Origin of the sequence: Rhodococcus sp. ACS1 (assembly GCF_002300155.1) — a bacterium.
Lineage (GTDB): Bacteria > Actinomycetota > Actinomycetes > Mycobacteriales > Mycobacteriaceae > Rhodococcus_F > Rhodococcus_F koreensis.
This window is the reverse complement of record NZ_NSDZ01000002.1, coordinates 680,581-703,393: the sequence shown is the minus strand read 5'-3', so window position 1 is coordinate 703,393 and position 22,813 is coordinate 680,581. Positions and strand designations below refer to the sequence as shown.

General features: G+C 66.2%; 19 protein-coding genes and 1 tRNA gene. 10 read left to right on the top strand and 10 right to left on the bottom strand.

Features of this window, described 5'->3' with window-relative positions; translation table 11 throughout:
• The first annotated feature begins 100 nt into the window (after positions 1-100).
• From CJ179_RS10425 to CJ179_RS10410, 3 genes are all read left to right on the top strand, one after another.
• The gene (locus CJ179_RS10425; protein WP_095861387.1) at positions 101-307 is read left to right on the top strand and encodes a hypothetical protein; all 207 of its coding nucleotides are present in this window, start codon (positions 101-103) and stop codon (positions 305-307) included.
• 626 nt (positions 308-933) lie between these two features.
• Entirely contained in the window at positions 934-1,593 is a 660-nt protein-coding gene (locus CJ179_RS10415) for a recombinase family protein (protein WP_095861385.1), read from the top strand.
• A gap of 96 nt (positions 1,594-1,689) precedes the next feature.
• Positions 1,690-3,042, top strand: a complete 1,353-nt coding sequence (locus tag CJ179_RS10410; protein WP_095861384.1) for a tyrosine-type recombinase/integrase — start codon at positions 1,690-1,692, stop codon at positions 3,040-3,042.
• Between the two features lie 10 nt (positions 3,043-3,052).
• On the opposite strand, the gene CJ179_RS10405 is transcribed toward CJ179_RS10410, so the two are convergent.
• The 5 genes from CJ179_RS10405 to CJ179_RS10385 form a co-directional block, all read right to left on the bottom strand.
• On the bottom strand, positions 3,053-3,466 hold the full coding sequence (locus CJ179_RS10405) for a hypothetical protein (RefSeq protein WP_143548881.1): 414 nt from the start codon (positions 3,464-3,466) through the stop codon (positions 3,053-3,055).
• A 59-nt stretch (positions 3,467-3,525) separates the two neighbouring features.
• Positions 3,526-4,518, bottom strand: a complete 993-nt coding sequence (locus tag CJ179_RS10400; protein ID WP_095861382.1) for a toll/interleukin-1 receptor domain-containing protein — start codon at positions 4,516-4,518, stop codon at positions 3,526-3,528.
• 88 nt (positions 4,519-4,606) lie between these two features.
• Positions 4,607-5,644, bottom strand: coding sequence for an LPO_1073/Vpar_1526 family protein (locus CJ179_RS10395; RefSeq protein ID WP_095861381.1), 1,038 nt, complete (start codon positions 5,642-5,644; stop codon positions 4,607-4,609).
• Positions 5,645-6,117: 473 nt separating this feature from the next.
• A tRNA-Gly gene (locus CJ179_RS10390) sits at positions 6,118-6,191 on the bottom strand.
• A 96-nt stretch (positions 6,192-6,287) separates the two neighbouring features.
• Positions 6,288-7,112 carry an oxygenase MpaB family protein gene (locus CJ179_RS10385; protein WP_072937535.1) on the bottom strand — a complete coding sequence of 275 codons (825 nt, stop codon included), beginning with the start codon at positions 7,110-7,112 and terminating at the stop codon, positions 6,288-6,290.
• A gap of 94 nt (positions 7,113-7,206) precedes the next feature.
• Here CJ179_RS10385 and CJ179_RS10380 point away from each other — a divergent pair, with 94 nt between their 5' ends.
• The 7 genes from CJ179_RS10380 to CJ179_RS10350 all read left to right on the top strand — a co-directional run bounded on the left by CJ179_RS10380 (position 7,207) and on the right by CJ179_RS10350 (position 16,676).
• Positions 7,207-7,830, top strand: coding sequence for a TetR/AcrR family transcriptional regulator (locus CJ179_RS10380; protein WP_095861380.1), 624 nt, complete (start codon positions 7,207-7,209; stop codon positions 7,828-7,830).
• A 9-nt stretch (positions 7,831-7,839) separates the two neighbouring features.
• Positions 7,840-8,409 carry a dCTP deaminase gene (dcd, locus tag CJ179_RS10375; protein WP_072937534.1) on the top strand — a complete coding sequence of 190 codons (570 nt, stop codon included), beginning with the start codon at positions 7,840-7,842 and terminating at the stop codon, positions 8,407-8,409.
• A 123-nt stretch (positions 8,410-8,532) separates the two neighbouring features.
• Positions 8,533-9,933 (top strand): hypothetical protein, encoded by a 1,401-nt coding sequence (locus tag CJ179_RS10370; protein WP_095861379.1) that lies wholly within the window; start codon positions 8,533-8,535, stop codon positions 9,931-9,933.
• A 12-nt stretch (positions 9,934-9,945) separates the two neighbouring features.
• Complete coding sequence (locus CJ179_RS10365; protein ID WP_095861378.1) at positions 9,946-12,903, top strand: CHAT domain-containing protein; 2,958 nt, start codon at positions 9,946-9,948, stop codon at positions 12,901-12,903.
• Positions 12,904-12,985: 82 nt separating this feature from the next.
• Positions 12,986-14,911: a DNA/RNA non-specific endonuclease gene (locus CJ179_RS10360; RefSeq protein WP_095861377.1), complete on the top strand. Its 1,926-nt coding sequence runs from the start codon at positions 12,986-12,988 to the stop codon at positions 14,909-14,911.
• Positions 14,912-14,933: 22 nt separating this feature from the next.
• Positions 14,934-16,232 carry a zinc metalloprotease gene (locus tag CJ179_RS10355; RefSeq protein ID WP_095861376.1) on the top strand — a complete coding sequence of 433 codons (1,299 nt, stop codon included), beginning with the start codon at positions 14,934-14,936 and terminating at the stop codon, positions 16,230-16,232.
• A 75-nt stretch (positions 16,233-16,307) separates the two neighbouring features.
• Positions 16,308-16,676, top strand: a complete 369-nt coding sequence (locus CJ179_RS10350) for a hypothetical protein (RefSeq protein ID WP_095861375.1) — start codon at positions 16,308-16,310, stop codon at positions 16,674-16,676.
• 6 nt (positions 16,677-16,682) lie between these two features.
• Here CJ179_RS10350 and CJ179_RS10345 read toward each other — a convergent pair whose 3' ends face one another.
• From CJ179_RS10345 to CJ179_RS10325, 5 genes are read right to left on the bottom strand one after another with little or no spacing between them, the layout of a single operon-like run.
• On the bottom strand, positions 16,683-17,288 hold the full coding sequence (locus CJ179_RS10345; RefSeq protein WP_095861449.1) for a hypothetical protein: 606 nt from the start codon (positions 17,286-17,288) through the stop codon (positions 16,683-16,685).
• A gap of 49 nt (positions 17,289-17,337) precedes the next feature.
• Positions 17,338-19,023 carry an ABC transporter family substrate-binding protein gene (locus CJ179_RS10340; RefSeq protein ID WP_095861374.1) on the bottom strand — a complete coding sequence of 562 codons (1,686 nt, stop codon included), beginning with the start codon at positions 19,021-19,023 and terminating at the stop codon, positions 17,338-17,340.
• 30 nt (positions 19,024-19,053) lie between these two features.
• Positions 19,054-20,910: an ABC transporter ATP-binding protein gene (locus CJ179_RS10335; protein WP_095861373.1), complete on the bottom strand. Its 1,857-nt coding sequence runs from the start codon at positions 20,908-20,910 to the stop codon at positions 19,054-19,056.
• A complete protein-coding gene (locus tag CJ179_RS10330; RefSeq protein ID WP_095861372.1) occupies positions 20,907-21,833 on the bottom strand; it encodes an ABC transporter permease in 927 nt (308 codons plus the stop codon). Before CJ179_RS10330 ends, CJ179_RS10335 begins: the two co-directional genes overlap by 4 nt.
• On the bottom strand, positions 21,830-22,807 hold the full coding sequence (locus CJ179_RS10325) for an ABC transporter permease (RefSeq protein WP_095861371.1): 978 nt from the start codon (positions 22,805-22,807) through the stop codon (positions 21,830-21,832). Before CJ179_RS10325 ends, CJ179_RS10330 begins: the two co-directional genes overlap by 4 nt.
• Positions 22,808-22,813 lie beyond the last annotated feature (6 nt).

Sequence of the window (22,813 nt, the reverse complement as noted above, 5' to 3'; positions counted from 1 at the left end):
GGTTCGGGCGGGATACGACTAAGACTCGAGCCCGCCCGGCCCCGCCCGAACGTGAAGGGCTGGGGCCAAACCCATACATCAGGAAAGGATAGAGCAAGCGATGCGCGCCACGAAGTCTGAACGCTGGAACGAGGACATTGGTCGGCAACGTCTCGACAAGGCACGCCGAGAGCAGGCGCTAAGCGACGCGAAGGCGTGGAGGGAAGTGGACGCGATGGCGGAGAAGCGTGAGCCTGGTAAGCCGAAGGAAGAGACGTTCGGGGCGAGGGTTGGAGCGCCACCGGAAGACGGGTGGGAGTGGTTCTAGAGGAGGTAATCCCTACGTGCAAGGTAGGGAACAAGATAATCAATACGGTCGTATTTGGTTCTCTTTCGCTCCCGGTCAGTCCGCCCCTCCTCGCGGAATCCGCCTGAGGGGTTCGCCGCCTGGCGTTGGTTGCCCCGCCCTCTGTCGCGGGATCGGGGCGCGCTACTCGCGACGGCCGGGCGAACCTTCGACCCCGAACCCAGATTGCACCCACCCGAGCCGCAGCCTGCCCATTGTTGAGGGCCTCCTCGGGGGATCGGAGGGGTACGCCCCTTCAATCCCTTAGAACCAAGATGCACTGGGGTGTAGGGTAAATCGCTTTGTACCACCCTATGTAGCGCTCGGGCCGGATTCGCGCTATAAACGTCGCTATCGACCGATTCCGACGTTTACGACGCTCGAAAGTGTAGGGAGAGTGCAGATGTACAAGGTGATTAGGAACGCCCGAGAGGGTGAAGTTTGCGTTACGTGCGGCACTACGTTGCGCGGTCCGGACTATGAAGACGCTTCGGGCGTGGTCTTCGAGGTATCGACTCCTCGCGGAATCGAGAGCGAAACGTTTTGCCTCCCATGCGCGCCCATCGGTATCGACGGCGAACTCCCCGACTGAATCGAGAGGAACGACCATGAATTCAAATACTGAGGGACTCAGGGTAATTGGCTACGTGCGCGTTTCGACCTCCGCTCAAGGCGAGCGGGGGCACGGCCTCGGGGCACAGCAGGACGAGCTGAAACGGTACTGCGCCGCGAACGGGTTGAACCTGCTCACGATCTGCTATGACGTCGTGAGCGGGTCGCAATCCGAGAAGATGTTTGGGCGCGCTACCGCAATCGCAGCGATTGAGTCCGGGCTTGCGGATGCGCTGCTGGTGCGCGCTCTCGACCGTGCCACGCGGGATCAACTCGACGCTGCGTCACTCTTCAAGCGAGCCAACAAGAACGGGTGGCGACTGCTCGACTGCGATAGGGCCGACAGTGGAGACCCGAGCCAGCGACTCCTCGCGGATATCAGAATCGCGATGGCCGCTGAGGAGAAGCGCAAGATCAGCGAACGCACTCGTGATGGACTGCGACGCGCGAAGGCTCAAGGCCAGCAACTCGGGCGTCCGTCGCGGATCAGCAGTGGCATCGTGGAAGAGATCGTCGCGATGCGCCGCGAGGAGGGTTACAGCGCGCAAGTCATCGCAGAGCTACTGGACGCAGCGCGAATCCCAACGCCCGGAGGCGGGGCGCGTTGGGCGCACTCGACCGTTCGGCGGGTCCTGGCTCGAGAGGGCGTGGCGTGATGAGCGACTTGCTTTGGTGGCTGGGCTTCATCGTTCTCTTCATTACTTCGGGCGGCATTGCCGCAATCTTCGGCAACGACAAACGGAAGTAGACCAATGGCAAACGTTCGAAAGCTCACCAGGCCTGATGGATCGCACTTCTACCAGGTCCGCTGGCGGACTCCCGACGGAAAGCACCGCACCAAAGGCGGGTTCAAGACCAAGAGGGCGTCCACCGACTACGCGAACGAGGTCGACCATAGCCAGCGTCGGGGAGCGACCTTCGACCCCAAGTCAGGCCAGCTGCGGTTCCGAGAGGCGGCGCGTCGGTGGCTGGACTCGCGCCACGACCTCAAGCCCCGCACTCGCGCGGGCTACGAGTACCTGATCGCAGACGGCAGCGAGATTGACCGGACGTTCGGCGGCTACCCAGTCAACGCCATCAAGCGAACGTTCGTGTCGGAGTGGGTGGAAGGGCTGTCGAAGGCAGGCAAGAAGCCCTCGACCGTTCGCCACGCGTTCTTCGTGATCCGGATGGTCCTTGCGCAGGCTGTCGCGGATGGACGCCTCGCGGAGAATCCGTGCGACCACGTGCGGTTGCCGAGCGAGCGAAGCGCCAACGGAGGGACGCCGGGCGTGGTTGACGACCCGGACCAGTTCCTCACGGCCGCTCAGGTTTCGGCCCTGGTTGAGGCGACGCCGTGGCCGTACAACGTCATGGTCCACCTCGCGGCGTGGTCCGGGCTTCGGGCGGCTGAGCTCGCGGGACTCCAGGTAGGCGACGTTGAGTTGCCGGCGGCACCGATCAACCCGAACGCTTACGCGAAGCCGGGGTTGCTCCGGGTCGAGCGAACGGTGATGGTGATCGACGGGGTGCTGTCGTACGACACCCCCAAGACCAAAGGCTCGCGCCGTCGCGTCCCGTTGACGCCCGCGACCGTAGGAATACTGCGGGACTACCTCGTAGCCCATCCTCGTGGCGATGAGCTGGGTGCACCGCTGTTCCCCGCGTCGGTCCTCGTCGCGGCGAAGCCGACCGGGAAGCGCGCGACCGACGCCAACGGCAAGCGAATCGTGCCGAAGGCCGAAGTTGTCTTGGCCGCGCTCTCCGTCGTGGAGGCCGAAGAACGGTTGACGCTGGATTGGTCGGTGCCGTTGCGGCACCCGTCCTTCTACAAAGCTGTCTACCGGCCTGCGGTGCTTCGGGCGAACCGGCTCGACCTGGGCGTGAGGCTTCCGCCCGCGCTCAAGTTCCACGCCCTCCGACACACGTATGCGAGCCTTTGTGTCGCAGCGGGGATCTCGCCCTTGGAGATTGCGCGGTTTATGGGCCACGCGAAGGTCACCACCACGCTCACCGTGTACGCGCACCTCTTCGAGGACGACCACGCCGACGCGATGGCCGCGCTCGGAGCAATGGGCGCCGAAACGACTCACGCGGAGAACGTCGTGCCGTTCAGGCGTGCGTAGAGAAACGGTTCTATGACGCCGAGAGCATGGACGCGACGTATCCTATTGCCAGACCAGCGAACAGCAATCCGACGCCGGACCAACGGCGGACCTTGCTAATCGCGTACTGGGCCGCGACGAACTCGGTGAGAGCGCGACGCTCGATCATTGAACTAGGCCCAATCTGGTCGGCGAGCGGCCCGCGAGCCTGTTCTGGGATTGTCGGCAGGTGAATGGAACCGCCGCGCCATCCCCGGACGGCGCGTCCACTTTGCGCCGCCATTTGCTGCAGATGTTCTTCCTTTTTACTGTTGGCTTCATCGAGCCTCTGCTTGAACGTGGTGACGTTGTCCTGGGCTTGCTTGACGTCGAGTACGACTAGGACAGCACCAGCGAGCTGGAGGACGAAGGCAAACGTACTCAGGAGGTAGACCACAACTCTCATGCGCGAGATCATCGCATCCCGAACCGACACCGGCTCGGCAGGCCGACAACGCGGTGGAACTACACCTTCGGCGGTGGAGCAGCTACCGTGCGCTTAGCAGCTTCAGTGTCCTTCTTATCGAGGTAGACGGAGTATGCGTCAATGTCGGCAGCGATGATCGGGCCACCGGGCTGTGCACGTAGGAAATCCACGATCACGCGAGGATAAGGCAGCCCTCCATCGAGCGGGGCCGATGCCCAGTGCACCTGGTTATTGTCCTTTGTCGCTTCGAGGAGTTGCGCACACTGATTCGGATCCATTGTCCGCAACTCCCGGAGGTGCGCCCAAATTGCGTCAGTCTTGGCGAAGCTTGGAGATATTGCTAGGGCTGCAACCAACGAAGCGCCGAGTCCGGGGGCAAGCTCGGGTTTCGTGCGGATTCGTTGTACAACATCTTCCGCGATGATAGTTGGTGTTTCGTTCCGGATCACCTGCGCTTGATGCTTGCCGAAGGGGCCGTAGGGGTCGGCGTCGAACTTCAAGGCCATCACCGGAACATGACGTCCGAGAAGCCACCCGACTTCTTGATCGCACCAAGGGCTCGCCCTGAATCCGTCGTGCAGGAAGGCAAGACCAGCATCGGCTAGGTTCAGCGCCTTCTCGATTTCGTCGTGCCATTGGGCATCTACGGTGATTGAGTCGTGCGCAACGAATAGGTTAATTCCATACGTTGAGAGTGCGGTGGCGACCTCGTGTACGAGACCTTTGTGCTTTGAGAGGTGTGACGCGAAGACGAACAGCGGCTGGGCGCTCTTAACCGTGGTGGTTACCGCGGCAACTGGGGCATCGTTCGGCGTTTCGAGTCCGAAGTGTTGAGCAAGCTCGATCAGCTGCTCATCGCTGGCGGTATTGACCGTTTCCGCGGTTGAAGGTCCGAAGGAATCGTCGTCTAAGGATCGGACGCCGTATGTATTGAGGATGATGTTCGCGTGGTCCCAGCGGAGGTCGGGGGATTCCAGCTTTTCGGCGAGCTTGAGCACCAATTCCACGCGGCTCTTCTTGTCTAGCGTCATCACACCTCATTCTCGCAGTCTTATGAATTAGTAGTGCCCCGGTCCGGCAGACCGACAACGTCGTGCCGATCCGAAGGGAAGATTGAGCCTACTGAAGGTAAATATCGAGCTCGGGAGCGAAGTCAGGCGCTAGAATCTTCCAATGTGTGTGGCCGATAGCGATGCCGAGCGTCGTTAATTGGAACTGGGTCGCGGATGTCTCTTTCATTTGCGCAAGAAACTTGTGTAGCGGCGGCGCGAGGTCGGCGGTGATCTCCTCAATGTGCTGGGTCTCCATTCGATTTTGGCCAAGGGCATTCTTTACGTCGTCGGCCAAATGCTGCGCTTGGGGTGCCAATCGGCCCCTCAAGTTTTGGTCGGTCCCGAATGCGATGCACTTTCGGCCTGATCCATCATGGGCAGGGCGGAAAAGGTCACCGTCCGCAAAGGGGGTGAGAGGCTCCGGTATCTGACCTTCGGGATAGCCGAGATTGAAGGCGCCAGGATAATTCGATACCAAGCTCGCATAAGGCTCGTTGCCGAGGCCCAGCGATCCGACTCCAACCGAACCCATGTACTGATATGAAGAGTTGGTAGTTGGGATCTTGCCATAGAGTGGAGTTAGCTGTTCGTCAAGCCCCAGCAGTACATCTTTGGGCGTCTCCCAGTTGAACCTAACGGTTTGCACTAATATTACCAAAGCGCATAGTGCTGCGATCTGTTCGGTGGTGAGTTTGGGAATCGTTTCAATCGCACTAGCGAGGACAATTCCTTTCATCGAGCGGTTTTGTGTTGCAGATTTCTCGAGAAGTAGTTCCGCTAGAGCCTCGGCAAGCTGTGGATCGGCGGTTTCGACATACGCCTTCTGTGCGCTGTAGACCGCCGACTGCATTGCAGGCGTTCGGAACTGTTCGACGTTGTGAGTATCGGCCTGTTCAAGCCTCAGCAGGAGCATCTCCGCGAATTCGTCCGCAAGTCTCCGCGCTTCCTTCATAGCGTCCGCAGTCAATTCGAGATAGTTCATGCGGAAGACGTCAGATGCTACTTGGCGAACCTCTTCGAGCGTTAATCCGTGTTGGTGTAGTTCGACGCTATTTCCTTGCACCAGGGTGGAGTGGTCACCCGCCTGTTGCTGTTGGTCCTTCATGACTTACTGTCGCCCATGCCGCCCTCAATGTGGATGTCACCATCGCGGCTTTGAATCAGTCGGGAGTGTTCGCCAGCGGTTTGAGACTGGTTGTGTCCGACCCGGAGTATGGGCTTAGGTCCGTTCGATGACGGCCAAGGAAACGTCAGAAGAACTCCGATGAGGACAACCAACCCGAGTAATCCCACGATCCACCGCGGAGTCGTGCCCAGGATGGGCGCGAGGCTCAAGCCGATGCCGACCAGGGCGAGAATTGTTGCGCCGATCCAACCTACATACTTGCTCACGTTCGTACTCCGTCGACGTTGCGGACTGTTTGCTGTCGATTGTGGCAGATGCGACCGACAGGTCTGGTATGCCCTCGGTCGGAGTGGTGCGCCTGGGTACGTCTCGCTCGCGGCGTGTCGGCGGCGTCACCGGAAAGCAAGAAGGGCGCTTCCGTGAACGGAAACGCCCTCTACCTGCGGTAATGCTGGAGCCGATGACGGGAATCGAACCCGCGTATTCAGCTTGGGAAGCTGATGTTCTGCCATTGAACTACATCGGCGCGCACGATATTGGGCGCCCGTAGGCAGGCCCAACACCTTGCGGCGGCAACATTATCAGATGGTGATCCGGACTACGCGGGCACACGCGCGGAGTGTCATACGAGGGGTTTGCCGGTCCGCAGTCTGCGTCGGAGGTCGCGCATGAGCAGGATGTAGGGGAGTTCGCGGATGGTGACGGGGATGCGTCGGCTGATGGCGCCGATGGTGCTCATGGTCCGGTCGAAGCGTCGCTGATCCTTGGCGGTCCAGGTGAGGTGCATCTGGTCGCGGAAGAGTGGTGGCAGGAAGCCGGTGGTGAAGAACAGGTTGAGCCGGCCGAAGAGTCGGGACACGACGGCGGGCATGAATTCGACCTTGGCGACGGAGACCAGGTATTCGCGGATGGTGTCGTCGATCGACACGTCGGCGAGGGCTTTGTTCCAGTACTCCTCGAAGGCGGCGCGGGTGTCGGGCCACATCTCCTTCGGCACCTGCAGGGTGGTGCCGAAGGTGGCTCCCTGCTGGTAGAAGTATTCGCTCTCGGTGGCGGTGAGTTCGCCGTGCATGGAGCGGTGGACGTCCTCGAATCCGCGGTAGATGCAGGCGGCGACCCACAGCTGCAGTTCGGGGTCGAACGCGTCGTACTGCACGGGGCTGTCTGGCCCCGACTGCACCTTGGCGTGGACGCGGTTGACGCCGTTGCGAAACGCTTCTTTCTCCTCGTCGGTGCCGCGCGCCGCCACGACGAGGTAGGTGAGGGTGGTCCGGGTTCGTTTGATCGGGTGCCGGAAGATCTGTCCGCTTTCGACGCGGCTTTCCACGACGCCGTATCCGACGGCGGGGTGGGAGAGCTGCATGATCACGTTTGCTGCGCCGGCGAGCAGGCCGGCGCCGTCCATGACCAGTTCGAGTCGGTCCGGCACCTCGAGAGATGTCGACATGTGCACTCCTGTCGCAAGCGGTGAATTACCTATCTGAATACGACCGTACTCACATATATGTGGCGAGTCCAGAGGCAAGTGCGAAGATGTTTCCATGGCAATCGCGTCGGACAGGGTGTACGGCGGCCAAGAGGGTGACCAGCGTCGATCGGATCGACGCAGCCAGCTCATCGAGGCCGGACTCCACCTGCTCGGCAGCGCGGACGGCGACCACGCCCTGACCGTGCGCGGAGTCTGCAAGCAGGCCGGGCTCGCCACCCGTTACTTCTACGAGAGCTTCCCCGACCGCGACGCGCTGACCGTCGCTGTCTACGACCACGTCGTGGAACGCATCGCAACGAGCACCCTGGACGCCGTGACGCACGCCGGGCCGGGGGAGCGGGAGATCGTCCGCGCCGGGGTCCGCAACATCGTGCGGGAGGTTGCCGAGGATCCGCGGCACGGCCGGCTGATGTTCTCGGTGGCGCAGTCGAGCGCGGTGCTGGCCCAGCGTCGCCTCGACAGCTCGCGGCTGTTCGCGGGCCTGGTCACGAAGCAGACGGTCGGGTACTACGAGGTGGCCGAGAGCCCGCGCCTCGACCTGGCCGCGCACTTCATGGTCGGGGGCCTGGCACAGACCCTGACGGCGTGGTTGAACGGCACCGTGACCCTCCCCGAGGAGGAGCTGGTGGATACCTGCACCGAACTGCTGCTCTCGATGGCCATCCACACCCGTTAACCTCTACCTGTGCTCCTCTCCGATCGCGATCTCCGTACCGCAATTTCCACTGGACGTCTGGGCATCGACCCGTTCGACGATTCGATGGTCCAGCCCTCGAGCGTGGATGTGCGCCTCGACAGCCTGTTCCGGGTGTTCAACAACACCCGCTACACGCACATCGACCCAGCTCAGCGGCAGGACGAGCTGACCACGCTGGTCGAGCCGGCGGAGGGGGAGCCGTTCGTTCTGCACCCCGGCGAGTTCGTCCTCGGTTCCACGCTGGAAGTGTGCTCGCTGCCAGACGACCTGGCGGGCCGCCTCGAGGGCAAGTCCTCGCTCGGCCGCCTCGGACTGCTCACGCACTCGACCGCCGGGTTCATCGACCCGGGTTTCAACGGGCACATCACGCTGGAACTTTCCAATGTCGCGAACCTGCCCATCACCCTGTGGCCGGGGATGAAGATCGGCCAGCTGTGCCTGCTGCGGCTGTCGAGCGCGGCGGAGCACCCGTACGGCAGCTCGGCCGTCGGCTCCAAGTACCAGGGCCAGCGCGGCCCGACGCCGTCGAAGGCCTACCTCAACTTCGCGCAACGCTGAGCGTCGGCGGCCCGCCGAAAAGCTGCAAACCGAGTGGTCCGCTACTCGTGTGTATTGCGGCGAGGAAGAGAAGACTGGGATTCGAAGCCGCCCTCTCCTGGGCGTTCGATCCCGGAGGCCGCCATGAAAGACGTCGTCGTGTTGTTGCCCGGTATCGGCGGGTCGGTCCTCGCGCGTGACGGCAAAGACGTGTGGGCACCGACACCGGGCGTCGCGCTGGCGAGCGTGCTGTCGCTGGGCAGAAATATCAAAACACTGAAACTCGACGGCGACGACCCGGACGTCGACGACCTCGGCGACGGCGTCGTGGCCACCCGGCTGGTACCGGACTTCCACTTCGTTCCCGGGCTGGACTGGAAGATCGACGGCTATACGAAGTTCCGCGACGACTTGGTCCGCCGATTCGGGGCCGTTCCCGGCGACAACTATTTCGAACTGCCCTACGACTGGCGGCGCGACAACCGGGTGGCGGCCCGCACGCTGGCCCGGCGATCCCACGACTGGCTGGCGCGGTGGCGCGAGAAGTCGGGCAACACGGACGCCAAGCTCGTGCTGGTGTGCCACTCCATGGGCGGAATCGTCGCCCGACTGTTCCTCGAACTGCTGGACGGGTGGCGCGACACCCGCACCCTGGTCACGTTCGGCACCCCGTACTCGGGTTCGGTCAACGCGCTCGATTTCCTCGTCAACGGATTCCGCAAGGGCTGGGGTCCGTTCACCGTGGACCTCGGTGCGCTGATCGGGTCGTTCACGTCCGCCTACCAGTTGCTGCCGTCGTATCGGTGCATGGCGGGTGACGACGGGTCGTGGCGCGCACTCGACGACACGGCGCTCGACTGGTCGGGCACGGGACTCGACGCCGGCCGGATGGGCGCGGCGGTGCGCCTGCACCGGGGCCTGCGCGACGCCGTCGACGCGCGGCTGAAGTCGGGACCCGAGGGCTACGACATCCGTCCGGTGATCGGCGACTTCCAGCCCACCAAATGGGCCGCCCGGCTCGCCGGGTCGAAGGTCGAGACGATGACCGTCCGCGGGCCCGGTGAGAGCGGCGGCGACGGCACCGTGCCGAAGCTGTCGGCCACCCCGCACGAGCTCATGACGGGATGGAAGAACGCGGCGTTCTTCAGCCAGCGGCACGGATCCCTGCAGAACGACGACCCGGTGCTCGACCATGTGGGCGGGATCCTGACCACCGCAGTTCTCGCGCCGCCGAACGTGTTTCCGGCGGTGAACGAATCGGTGGCGCTGGAGGTCGACGACGTGACGACCGCCGAGCCGCTGGTGATCCGCGCGCGAACCGGTGCCGGGGGCGCTCGACTGGTCGCTTCGGTCGAGCCCGTCGCAGGCGGTCCGGGCGGGCAGCACCCGTTGTCGCCGGCCGTCGACGGCTGGCAGCAGGCAGTCCTCGACGGATTATCCGCCCAGGATTACCGGATCACCGTGCGCGCGCCCGGGGTGCACCCGGTCACCGACGTCGCGAGTGTCGTCGACCTCGACGAGATCGCCCGGTCCGTGGACGCCTAGGAGCGCGGAAACATGAGACCCGCAACCGGTTTCGAGGAACTGGAGATCAGCGTCCTCCGGGCGGGCGACCACGTCTGGCTGTCGGCGCAGTCCTGGATGGGGTCGGTGTTCGCGGTGCGGCGAGAGATCCCGGAATGGAAACTGCCGAACGACGTCACGGGAAAGACGATCGACGCGCCGTCCGGATGGCTGACCGACACCGTCCGGCACGCGCGCACCGACGCCGCGGCCCACGCGCTCGACGTCGGGAAAGTGCTGACGGACCTGGTGTTCGGGATCCCCGACATCGAAACGCTGTTGCAGCAGAGCCGGGGAATCGCCGGGAGGGCGGGAACTCAGCTCCTCGTGCGGATCCTCGCCGCGCCGCAGGAAGTGTGCGCCTGGCCGTGGGAGTTGCTGCTGGATCCGCAACGCCCCGACCAGTTCCTCGCCATGGCACGCGACGTCCACGTGGTGCGGTCCGGACGGTCGCGCACGTACCCGATCCGGCAGACGCCGATCGAGCCGCCGCTCAATCTCCTGCTGGTGATGTCGAGTCCGCTGCGGGAGGGCCCGGAGGATTCCGAGGCCCCGTTCGACCTGTACGCCGAGAAACGCAGCCTGCTGTCGGAACTGCGGCCCCTGGTCGACCGTGGTCTGCTCCGGGTGGTGGTCGAGGACCGTCCGTCCGTCGAACGTCTTCGCAGTCGAATGGGCATGCAGAGACGAGGGTTTCACCTCTTCCACTATCTCGGGCACGCCAATCCGGACGGTCTGAAGGTGGAGCGGCGCAACGGCCGCGGGATGCTGCTGCCGAGCCAGGAGTTCGCGTTGCTGTTGCAGCAGCTGCCGGACCTCCGGCTGGCGGTGTTCGCGGGGTGCGAGACGGCCCGCGCGCCGGACGGGGCCACCGACGACGACCCGTGGCCGGGGCCGCTGTCCTCGGCCGACATCTGTGTGCGTGATGCGTGCCCGATGGTGATCGGCATGCAGGCGGTGCTGCCGTTCCGGACGGAGCGACTGCTGACACGCTTCTTCTACGAGGCGCTGACCGCCGGCCAGCCCGTCGCGGAGGCGTTGCGGCTGGCGCGGCTCGCGATCAACGGCGACGAGAACAGCGGCGACCCCCTGCTCGACTGGGCGGTGCCCTGCCTGTTCGTCGGCGGGAGCGAGCCCGGCGCGATCATCGACCCGGACGCGAAAGCGCGGCCGGAACCCTCGCCCCGGCGGATCTCGCGGCGGATCGGGATCCGCCAGGGCGAACTCCGCTTCATCTCCCGCCTAGCGGAACTGCGCGAGGGGGTGGACGTGCTGTCCGGGCGGACGTCCGCCCGGTTGTTGCACGTGGTCGGGATGCCCTCCACCGGAAAGACCGCCCTCCTGGACCGCGTGCTCGAGGAGCTCGAACCGCAGATCGCGCATCTGTTCGTCAGCGCGAAACGGCTGCTCGCGAAACCCGACCCGCTCCGCGAACTGTCCCGGATCGTCGCCGAGCTGATGGACGACGCCGGGGTCCGCACCGCCCGGCCCGGCAGGCTCAGCGCCGGTGACTGGTGGGAGCGGCTACTCGACGACCTCACCGAAGTCCCCACCGCGATCGTCGTCGACGACGGCGACCTGCTTGTCGGCGACGCCCCCGGCGCCTCGGACCTCCTCGACGCCCTGGTCCTGTTGACAGAGCGTCGGGGCGACGCGCGGCTCGCCGTGGCGACCACTGGGGAACTCGCCGGACTGACCGAGTCGCTCCGCGCCGCGGAAGTGCGCACGATCCGCCTCGACGCCCTGTCCTGGCCCGAAGTGTGGCAATGGATCCGGCGCAATCTGCCCACGCTGACGCGTTACCCGGAGCAGGATCTCTCCCGGCTCTACACCGACGTGCGGCACCTGGAACTGTGGGAGCAGCTGGCGGATCTCGCCGCCCAGGACGGCACCTTCGAACCGCGGGACCTGCCGCTGCTCGTCCGGCAACTCGGTGTCGGTGCCGCGAAGCCGGCACCGCCGGTGTCGAACGGGTCCGACTTCTTCGGCGCCGGCTCCGGGGCACCCGAGGCCGAGGCGGCAGCCGCGGCGCCGGTGCGGCACGCACTGCGGTTGGCGGTGGCGGGACCGTTCACCGCCGGTCGCCGTGAGGAGATCGCGGTGGCCGTCACGCAGTGCGCCATCCGGCACGACGTTCCGGGCCGGGTGGTGGCCGGCGAGACGGGGCAGGGCGAATCGGCGCTGGCCGAACTCCTGCCCCAGGAGCTGGCCTTCGCGCACGGTGTCCCGTCCGAGCGTGACGTCTGCCGGTGGATGGAGGACGCCGCCCTCGCCGACGCGGACATCCTGGTGTTCGACTACGGCAACGCGGTCCCGTCCGACGCGCAGAACGCCGTCATCGCGCGCCTGGTCGGCGACGGACGACTCGTGATCGTCTCGGGTGACCACTCCGACGAACCGGCGTATCCCGCGTGGAGTGCGGACGCGTTCGCCGTCGGTGCCGTCGAGGACGACGGCACTCTCACCCACGAAACCCCGTACTTCCCCGACGCGGGCAAACCCGACGTCTACGCGCCGCGGACGATCACCGGGACGACGTGCGAGCGGCTCGTCGACCGGCCGGAGATGGAGGGCACGACCTTCGCCGCGCTGTACGTGGCCGTCGCGGCGATGCTGGTCTGGGCGACCGACCGCGACCTGGCCGCGCGGGACGTCCGGGCGCTGCTGGTCGAGACGGCGACACCGATACCGACGGCACGGGGTGACACCGCGAAGCAACTCGACGTCGAAGCGGCACTGGACAGCGCGCGGCGGGAGGTCGTCGTCGGAGCACTCGGATCGGACGCACTCGAACTCGGGCAGTTGCTCGCGGAAATCCCGATCCGCCCGGAACTGGCGGTTCCGCTGCTCGACGCCCTGGTGGCCGACGGCAACCGCATTCGGCGGGTCGTCCGGAACGGCGTCGAACAGTACGAACGCGCCGGCGCCGCGGTCGGACCGAGAAACGAGTAGTCGGCTACGCATGACCGGTCCGCCCGCGGCGCGAAGGCTGGCAGGCACAGCACCGAGCCGCCGCCTACGTGAGGACCGAGTCATGACCATCGTCGACAACATCGGAGACGGGCAGTCGCAGCGCGCGACGCCTGCGGGAACGTTCGAGGCGGAACGGCAACGACAACACGATGCGGCAGAACTGCGTGCGCGGGAACGGGCACCCCAGCGCGGCGAGCACGTGGAGGCGCTCAACGGTCCCGGCGGGGTTGCCGCGGCGGATACGCCCGAACGGATCGCGAAGCGGGTGGACCGGCTCGGTCGCTACTATGGCGAGGACGGCTGGGCGTCGGACACCCTCCCGGATCGGATTCTCGAGAAGATCGTGGGCACAGCAGATTTCGTCGGCGCCCGCTACCTCGATGCCGGCGTCGCCGCCGCCCGGTCCATCGGACGGGTGAATATCCGCGACGCACGGGGAACCCTGCAGGGCTACGGCACCGGTTTCCTCGTCTCACCTGCCCTGCTGCTGACCAACCACCACGTGCTGCCGGACGCCGACATCGCCCGCAGCAGCGTGATCGAGTTCGACTACCAGGACGGCGTCGACGGAAAACCGCGGCCCGTGCAGATGTTTCCGCTGGATCCGGGGCGGTTCTACCTCGCCGACCGGGAACGTGATTTCGCGCTGGTCGCGGTCGGGGCCGAGCCCGGGACGCTCGCGCAGTTCGGTTTCAGCCCGTTGATCCAGGCGGAGGGCAAGGCCGTGATCGGCGAGTTCGTGACCATCGTGCAGCATCCCCGCGGCGAGAAGAAGCAGATCGCGCTGCGGGAGAACCGCATCGTCGACATTCCCGAACGGTTCCTGCACTACTCGGCCGACACCGAACCCGGATCGTCGGGTTCACCGGTGTTCAACGACCAGTGGGAGGTGGTCGCCCTGCACCACGCGAGTGTGCGTGCGCCGCAGCACACCGAGTTCGGTGGAGTCCTCAACGAAGGGGTGCGGATCAGCCGCATACTCGAATACGTGCGTGCGCAGAACCTGACCCCGCAGTGGCGGGACCTCGTCGACGAGATCCTCGGCGCCGAGCGGACGGTGCCGGCGGTCCGCCCGGAGTTCGAACAGGCACGGGAGGTGACCGTCCGGGTTCCCCTGGAGATCACGGTGCGCCTCGGATCCGTCGAGTCACCGGCCGCCGCGCCGGAAGCGATCTCGGTCGATCCGAACTACGGCACCCGGGGTGGGTACGACGAGAACTTCCTGCGGGTGCCGCTACCACTGCCGCGGCCCGAGGTGCCTGCGGTGGCGTCACCGGAGTTGAAGTATCACCACTTCAGCGTCGTCATGCACCGCGAGCGGGCGCTGGCACTGTTCACCGCCGTGAACATCGACGGACAGCAGTCGCAGAGCCTCCGGCGCGACAGCGACAGATGGATTCTCGACCCCCGGCTTCCGGCCGATCAGCAGACGGGGGAGGACGTGTACCGCGACAATCCGCTCGACCGGGGGCACCTCGTGCGGCGTCTCGACCCGGCCTGGGGCCCGCTGGCCAAAGCGGCGAACGACGACACGTTCCACTTCACCAATTGCACTCCGCAACACCACAGTTTCAACGCGGGACAGACGCTGTGGCTGGGACTCGAGGACTACGTCCTGAAGAACGCGGACAACGCCGATCTCTCCGTCACCGTCGTGACCGGGCCCGTTCTCGCACCGGACGACCCGAAGTACCGCGGTGTGGCGCTGCCACGGCAGTTCTGGAAGACGGTCGCCATGGTGAAGCAGGACGGCAGCCTCTCGGTCACCGGATACCTGCTCAGCCAGGCCGCCCTGCTCGACGAGTTCGCCGAGGGGGAGGAGGCGTTCTCCTACGGCGCGTACCGCACGTTCCAGGTACCCGTCCGGCGGATCGCACAGTTGACCGGTCTGGGCCTGGACCCCTACATCGCGGCCGACCCGCTCGAACGAATCGAGGCGAGCAGCCTGCCCCGCGAACTGATCCGCCCTCAGGACCTGATCCTCTGAAACCGGAAGGGAACCCGACGTCATGAGCACCACCGAATCAGCGGCCGATCTGCCGACCCGCCGCACGTGCGGGGCGATGGACGTGCACCGCCGGCTGCTGACCGAGTCGGAGTCGTATCGCATCGCCCGCTCGGAGATCGAGAACCAGAGCATCGAACTGGAGCCGTTGCAGTCGATCGCCGCCCGCGGACCGGTCCGGATTCCGGTCGTCGTGCACGTGGTGTCGACGACAGCGGCGCAGAACATTTCCGACGCGCAGGTCGAGAGCCAGATCGTGGTGCTCAACAAGGACTTCCGCGCCACCAACGACGACATCGACACCGTTCCGCCCGCGTTCGAGCAGCTGATCGGCGACGCCGGCATCGAATTCTTCCTCGCCGACACCGGCCCGGACGGGCGGCCGTCGAACGGAATCACCCGCACCACAACCGAAGTCGATTCGTTCGACCAGAACGACGGCGTGAAGTCCGCGGAGACCGGTGGCGCCGACCCGTGGCCGACGCAGAGATACCTCAACATCTGGGTCTGCGCCCTCGGCGGTGGCCTGCTCGGCTATGCGCAGTTCCCCGGCGGCCCCGTCGCCACCGACGGCGTCGTGATCACGTACACCGCGTTCGGCACGACGGGCACCGCGCGGGCCCCGTTCAACCTCGGGCGCACCGCGACCCACGAGATCGGGCACTACCTCAACCTCTTCCATATCTGGGGCGACGACGGCACCGGGTGCCGGGGCTCCGACGAGGTCGCCGACACCCCCAATCAGGGCGGGCAGAACGTCGGGATGCCGCGCTTCCCGCACATCAGTTGCGGGAACGGCCCCCACGGCGACCTGTTCATGGATTACATGGACTACACGGACGACGCGGGGATGGTGATGTTCACCAAGGGGCAGGGCGCCCGGATGGGCGCGTGCCTGGACGGCGTCCGGAAGGCGTTGTGGACCGGACGGGCAGCGAGTCCGGCCGTCTCCGCACTGGTGGCCCCGGGTGCCGCTGGACGCTGGCGGCATTCCTTCGAGGAGGACCACGACGGTGTCCGCGTGTACCGGCCCGCCGGATTCGACTTCCCGCGGGCGCGGGGGCGTGGCGGGATCGAATTCCGGCCGGACGGCTCGTTCGTCGACTGGGCGATCGGCCGAGGCGACGCCGACGAACCACGGGAGGGAACGTGGGTGCCCGCGGACGACGACGGAAGGCTCGAGGTGACAACGTCGGCGGGCGACACGCGCACCGTTCGGGTGGTCCGGTTCGACGATGACCGCCTCGAATTGGACGTCGGGGACGTAGCGGCCGGAGGTACCTGCGGAGATATACTTCTCTGACCTGGTATTCACACTCAGTGACGCGGTTCCGCCGTACTCGGGGAGACGGATTGGCGCGCCCCGAAAGGAATTCCGATGTCTACTCGAAAAGTGCTGGGTCGGCTGGGAGCAGTGCTCGCCGTCGCGGGCGCACTGTCGTTCGCTGTGCCCGGTGCCGCCTCCGCCGCGCCGTTCGTCCCCGGCTCGATGTCGACGTGCGCCCCCGGAGCCTGGCTCACGTTCAACGCGGAACGCGTCGGACCCGACCGGATCCGGTACACCACCGCAGCGCCGTTCGCGCAGTGGAACGGCGCCGTCGTGCAGTTCACGAACCTCACCACCGGGTTCCGGGGTGTCGCGTTCGTCAACGATCCGGTACCGGCCGCCGTCGGGTTCGGGCCGGTGCTGAGTGAGGTCGCCGGGCTGTTGCCGTGCTTCGTCAGCGCGGGCGTCACCATGTCGTAGCCGCCCTCAGCTGGGGTCGGAGCCGCGGACCGCCGCCAACCACACGGCGACGGCCGCGGCCACACACGTCGCGCCGGCGAATGCCGAAAGCCCGCCGCCCGCGACGTACACCCACAAGGCCCCGGCGAACGGCGCCGCCACCGCGAACTGAGCGTCGAGGACGAGCCTGCGGGCGGGCCGGACCGCGACCCGGGCGCGCACCGGACCGTCCGGATCCGGACGCGACGGGTTGTCGATCAACCGGCCGGGCGGCTCCGAACGACGCGCTCGCCCGGAGGGGAGCAGGCGACGGCCCTCCCACACCACCACGGTGCGACGGCCCGCGTCGTGCACCGTCGCCGCGGTCGGCGTCGGCAGGGTGACCAGAGCGGGATCGAAGAACACCGGAATCCACAGCGAACCCGGTTCCTCACGTACCTCGATCCAGGACCTGCTGGTCAGTCGGTGTTGCTGGCGAACCCGGTGCACCGTGGCCGGCCGACCCGGCCCCGAGCGCGTGCGGGTGGCCGCGAACCACGTGTAGCCGGTGACCCCGAGCACCGCCGCCGCCACGACGACCAGTGCGCTGAACTGATCGGCGTCGGCGTCCACGGCGAACCCGCCGCACACCAGCAGTGCGCCCCCGGCGACGGCCACCGGGTAGTGCACGGCCGCGAACCCGCTAATTCAGGAAGCCGATCTTGGTGTAGTCGTAGGACGCGAGGCCGGCGGCACCGAAGTTCGCCAGGTTGTCGCGCACCGCGACGTTGCCCGGCGCCTGCATCAGCGGCAGCGAGAACCCCTCCTCGAACACCGCGGTGTCGACTTCGTTGGCCAGTTCGATCGCCTTCTGCGGGTCGAGTTCCGAGATCGTCCGCTCGATCAGCGCGTTCAGTTCGGGCGAACCGATCCGGCCGTAATTGCCCTGCAGGTCGTCGGGGTTGTACGCGTAGATCTGCGGCAGACCGCTGAGCGGGAACGGATCACCTACCCAGGAGAATTGGGCGAGGTCGAAGTCGCCGGGCTGGATGACATCGGTGAAGAACCCGGTGCCGCCCCGGGTGTCGATGTTGAGTTTGGCGCCGATCTGCGCGAGGTTCTGCTGAACGATCTGCGCGATCTGGACCCAGGTGGTCGACTGGTACATCACGTCACGGATCTCGAGCCGGCGCCCGTCCTTCTCTCGGAACTCGCCGTTCAGTTTCCAGCCGAGCTCGTCGAGCCGCCGCGCGGCCTCCTCGGGGTCGTAGGCGACGGCCGCACTGTTGTCCTGGTAGCCCTCCTGACCGCTGAGGTAGACGTGGTTGTTCAGCGGCTGAGGGTCGTCGACCAGACCGTTCTGAATCGCGGTCGCGATACCCTGCCGGTCGATGCCCTTGGACAGCGCCACCCGCAATTCCGGATCGGCGAGGATCGATCCGTCCGCGCCGTTGAACGTGATGTGCGAGAACTGGGTTCCCGGCGCCCGGCGGATCGCGATGCCGTCCGATCCCTCCGCCGTCTTCACCTCGTCGATCGTGCCCAGCCCGGACGCGTCGATCTCGTTGTTCTGCAGCGCGGGAATTCGCGCGGAGTCGTCGAGTACGCTGTACGTGATGGTGTCGAGTTTCGGGGTGTTGCCCCACCACACGGGGTTGCGACCCAACGTGATCCGATTCTGCGCCCGGTCGATCGACGCGATCCGGAACGGTCCCGACGTCAGCGAGATCCCGTCGCGCAGGCTCGTGTTGAACGCCTCGGGGGTCGCGGTGGCCGACTTCGGGTAGAGCATCGAATTGCCCGCGAACTGGCCCCGCCACTCGGCGTACGGCTCGGCGAACGTGATCACCGCCTGACGGTCGTCGACGCCGCGCTCGACCCGGTCCACCCGCTCGAATCCGGACGTGTTCGCGATCAGGAATTCCTTGTTCTTCCCGCTGAGCGCCGCGGCCTGGGACTGGATGTCCTCCCACGTGATCGGGGTGCCGTCGGACCACACCGCCTTCGGGTCGATCGTGTACGTGACCTGCTGCGGGTCGGTGCCGGTGAGCGCGACGTCGACGAAGTAGTCGTGGTTCACCGACAGCGCCCCCGCGGCGTCGGTGCCGAACGCGCGGGGCATCATCGGCTTCAGCATGCCGCCGATCTCGGAGTCGTTGCCGTCGTTGGACAGCGTGTTGAAGTTCGGCGGGAAACCCGACAACGCCAACCGCAGGTTTCCGCCGTCGCGCAGTTCGCTGGGGTCGTGCGGGTTGATGTCGTTGGTGGTGCCGATCGACCCGGATCCGGTCCCGGTGCCGCCGGTGTCCGAGCCCCCGCAGCCGGCGAGAACGAGGCCGATGGCCAGGAACGATACCGCGAGGCGGGTGCGCGCCGAACGAATCCTCATGGATGTGCCCTTCCTCGAAGGTCGCTGACCCTAGTGTGCCAAATACGTCGGATCCGGTACGGGGATTGCCGCGAGCAGTGCCCGGGTGTACTCGTGCTGCGGATCCTCGAAAATCGTCTGCGCGGCTCCCGACTCGACGATCCTGCCCCGGTACATCACCGCGACGTCGTGCGCGATGTTGCGGACCACCGATAGGTCGTGGGAGACGAACAGGTACGACATGCCCCGCTGCTCCTGGAGGTCGCGCAGAAGGTTGAGCACCCCGGCCTGGATGGAGACGTCGAGCGAAGACACCGGTTCGTCCAGGAACAGCAGTTCCGGATCGAGCGCGAGCGCCCGGGCGATGCTGATCCGCTGCTTCTGGCCGCCCGAGAAATCGGCCGGATACCGGTCGGCGTGCTCGCGTCGCAACCCCACCAGGTCGAGCAGTTCCGGTACCCGGCGGCCGATCTCCTCGCGCCCGCGGCCGTCCAGCCGCAGCGGCTCGGCGAGCACGTCGAACACCGGCAGCCGGGGGTCCAGGGACGCCGTCGGATCCTGGAAGACGACGGCCATCTTCCGCCGGAGGGCGCGCCTGCGGTGGGCGCTCAGCGCCGCGACGTCGGCACCCAGCACCTCGATCGACCCGGATTCCGGCGCGGACAGGTCGAGGACCTGCGTCAACGTCGTCGATTTGCCCGAGCCGGATTCGCCCACCAACGCCAGCGTGCGACCCGCACGAATGTCGAACGTGATGCCGTCGACCGCCCTTATCTCGCCGCGCTTGCGGCGGAACACCAGACCGCTGGTGATCGGATACGTCTTCACCAGGTCGGTCACCTGCAGCACCACCCGGTGCTCGGGTTGCGTCCTCGCAGTGGGGGCGGGGGCCGGCTGATCCCGCCGATATGCCGTGAAGAGGTCGCGGGTGCCGCTCTCGTCGACGCGGATGCACGCCGCCCGGTGGGCCGGTCCGGTCGCGACGAGTTCCGGTTCGGCGAGCAGGCAGGCGTCCACGGCGAGCGGGCAGCGCGGCGCGAACGTGCAACCGGGTGGCAGTGAATGCGGTGCCGGCGGGGCGCCGGCGATCGAGACCAGGCGGCTCCGGATCGGCGCGTCCATCCTTGGTACGGACACGAGTAGTCCTGCGGTGTAGGGCATCCGGGGTTCGGCGAACAGCTCCCGCACCGGAGCGGACTCCACCACCCGGCCCGCGTACATCACCACCACGCGGTCGGCGAGGGTCGCCGCGATGCCCATGTCGTGGGTGATCATCACGACGCCGGCGCCGGTGAGATCACGCGCCTTGCGCAGCAGGTTCAGGATTTGCGCCTGCACGGTCACGTCGAGGGCGGTGGTCGGTTCGTCGCAGATGATCAGCGCGGGATCGTTGGCGATCGCGATGGCGATCACCACGCGCTGGCGCATGCCGCCGGAGAACTCGTGGGGAAAAGCCTTGGCGCGCACCGCAGGATCGGGGATCCCGACCAGATCGAGCAGGTCGACGGCGCGCTGCTCGGCGTCCTTCCTGTTGCTCGCCCGGCCGTGGACCAGCAGCGCCTCGGCGATCTGGTCACCGACCCGGTACACCGGCGTCAACGCGGACAGCGGGTCCTGGAACACCATGCTGACCGTCTTCCCGCGCAGCGCCGACAGTTCCCGGTCTCCCATGCCCAGCAACTCGCGGCCCTGCAACCGGATCGAGCCGGTGACGCGCGCGTGCTCGGGCAGCAGCCCCATCACCGCGAGGGACGCCACCGACTTGCCCGAGCCCGACTCACCCACGATGGCCAGCACCTCGCCGTCGGAGACGGTGTAGCTGACGTCCCGGACCGCCTCGATCCGGCCCTCCTCGCTGGGAAAGCTGACCCGCAGGTTCTCGATGTCGAGCAGCGGTTGCCCGGTCACCGCTTCGCCTTCTTCCTGCTCTTGCGGGACCGGGCCCGCTTCGAGGTGGGGTCGACCGCGTCGCGCAGACCGTCGCCCACCAGATTCGCCGACAGCACGGTGATCACCAGCAGTCCGCCCGCGAACATGAACAGCCACGGGTAGGTGAGCGCGGATTCGGTACCGTCGGCGATCAGCGACCCGAGGGAGATGTCCGGTTTCTGCACGCCGAACCCGAGGAAGCTGAGCCCGGTCTCGGCGAGGATCGCGGCACCGACGTTCAGGGTCGCGTCGATGATCAGAATCGACGCGATGTTCGGGACTATGTGGCTGGTGATGATCTTGTGCGTCGGTGCCCCCATGTACCGGGCGGCCTGCACGAATTCCCGCTCGCGCAGGCTCAGCGTCATCCCGCGGACCATCCGGGCGGTGATCATCCAGCCGAACACCGCCAGCAGCAGGATCAGCAGGACGATCGAACTCGACGACTTCAGCCGGGGGGTGAACACGGCGATGATGATGAAGCTGGGAACGACGAGCAGCAGATCGACCAGCCACATGATCACCCGATCCGGCCAGCCGCCGACATACCCGGCCAGCGCACCGACGAGCGCCGCGATGGCGGTGGAGAAGAGCGCGACGCAGATGCCGATGATCAGCGACTTCTGCAGCCCGCGCAACGTCTGGGCGAGAACGTCCTGCCCGATCTGGTTGGTGCCGAAAGGATGTTCGGCACTGGGCGGCTGCAGCAGCGCGGTGTAGTCGAGTTGCTGATAGTCGTAGGGGAGCAGGTACGGTCCGACGAAACTGGCGACGAACAGCAACAGCAGGATGCACACCCCGGCGATGGCGGGTTTGTTCCGGAGAAACCGCCGAAACAGCAGGGTCCGGCGCCCGACGGCCGACACCGCCGCATCGGTGGACGCGATCTGGATCTCGGTCACCCCACACGCACCCTCGGGTCCAGCGCCGCATACACGACGTCCGAGAGCAGCCCTGACAACAGCACGATCAGCCCGGTGAACGACGTGATCGCGACGACGATGTTGGTGTCCTGGTTGTCGATGCCGATCACGATCCACTCGCCGATGCCGTGCCAGCCGAAGATCTTCTCGGTGAACGTGGCCCCGACGACCAGCGCCCCGAACCCGTAGGCGAACAGGGTCGCCATCGGGATCAGCGCCGTCCGGAGTCCGTGCTTGAGCAGTGCCGCCCGCCGGGTCAGCCCCTTCGCCCGCGCGGTCCGGATGAAGTCGCTCCCCAGAACGTCGAGCATCGCGTTGCGTTGATATCGGCTGTACCCGGCGATGCTGCCCAACGCCAGCGCGATGGTCGGCAGCACCAGATGCTGCACCCGGTCGACGAACTGCGGCCAGAACCCGGTGATCGTGCTGGCCGAGGATTCCCCGGTGTACAGAAAGATCTGGCTGCCGGTCGCCGAGTTGATCTGGAGAGCACCGTATTTCAGCAGGGTTGCCACCAGGAACACGGGCACGCTGAGAATCAGCAGCGACACGACGGTGCTGAAATAGTCGCTGAACTTGTACTGCCGGATCGCACCCGCGGCGCCGATCAGCACCCCCAGCACCGCCCCGATGACGGAACCGAGGATCAGCAATCGCATGCTTACCAGGATCCGGCGGCCCAACTCGTCCGACACCGGCTGACCCGTGATGGTGGTGCCGAAGTCGCCGTGCACCACGCCGCCCAGCCAGTTCGCGTACCGCACCGGGATCGGGTCGTCCAAATGCAGTTCCGCGGCCTTCGCGTCGATCACCGATTGCGGCGGCCGGGGGTTACGTTGTTCCAGGCTGTCGAGCGGGCGGAAGGTGAGCGAGGTGAGGCTGAACGTCAGGAACGACGCCAGCAGCAACAGCACCACGTAATTGAGCGCTCGTCGTAGCAGGAAGATACCCATCGATCC

Excerpts from the sequence above, each read along its gene's own strand:
- CJ179_RS10425 (WP_095861387.1), top strand. The coding sequence starts at position 101 with ATGCGCGCCACGAAGTCTGAACGCTGGAACGAGGACATTGGTCGGCAA.
- CJ179_RS10415 (WP_095861385.1), top strand. The coding sequence starts at position 934 with ATGAATTCAAATACTGAGGGACTCAGGGTAATTGGCTACGTGCGCGTT.
- CJ179_RS10410 (WP_095861384.1), top strand. The coding sequence starts at position 1,690 with ATGGCAAACGTTCGAAAGCTCACCAGGCCTGATGGATCGCACTTCTAC.
- CJ179_RS10405 (WP_143548881.1), bottom strand. The coding sequence starts at position 3,466 with ATGAGAGTTGTGGTCTACCTCCTGAGTACGTTTGCCTTCGTCCTCCAG.
- CJ179_RS10400 (WP_095861382.1), bottom strand. The coding sequence starts at position 4,518 with ATGACGCTAGACAAGAAGAGCCGCGTGGAATTGGTGCTCAAGCTCGCC.
- CJ179_RS10395 (WP_095861381.1), bottom strand. The coding sequence starts at position 5,644 with ATGAAGGACCAACAGCAACAGGCGGGTGACCACTCCACCCTGGTGCAA.
- CJ179_RS10385 (WP_072937535.1), bottom strand. The coding sequence starts at position 7,112 with ATGTCGACATCTCTCGAGGTGCCGGACCGACTCGAACTGGTCATGGAC.
- CJ179_RS10380 (WP_095861380.1), top strand. The coding sequence starts at position 7,207 with ATGGCAATCGCGTCGGACAGGGTGTACGGCGGCCAAGAGGGTGACCAG.
- CJ179_RS10370 (WP_095861379.1), top strand. The coding sequence starts at position 8,533 with ATGAAAGACGTCGTCGTGTTGTTGCCCGGTATCGGCGGGTCGGTCCTC.
- CJ179_RS10365 (WP_095861378.1), top strand. The coding sequence starts at position 9,946 with ATGAGACCCGCAACCGGTTTCGAGGAACTGGAGATCAGCGTCCTCCGG.
- CJ179_RS10360 (WP_095861377.1), top strand. The coding sequence starts at position 12,986 with ATGACCATCGTCGACAACATCGGAGACGGGCAGTCGCAGCGCGCGACG.
- CJ179_RS10355 (WP_095861376.1), top strand. The coding sequence starts at position 14,934 with ATGAGCACCACCGAATCAGCGGCCGATCTGCCGACCCGCCGCACGTGC.
- CJ179_RS10350 (WP_095861375.1), top strand. The coding sequence starts at position 16,308 with ATGTCTACTCGAAAAGTGCTGGGTCGGCTGGGAGCAGTGCTCGCCGTC.
- CJ179_RS10340 (WP_095861374.1), bottom strand. The coding sequence starts at position 19,023 with ATGAGGATTCGTTCGGCGCGCACCCGCCTCGCGGTATCGTTCCTGGCC.
- CJ179_RS10325 (WP_095861371.1), bottom strand. The coding sequence starts at position 22,807 with ATGGGTATCTTCCTGCTACGACGAGCGCTCAATTACGTGGTGCTGTTG.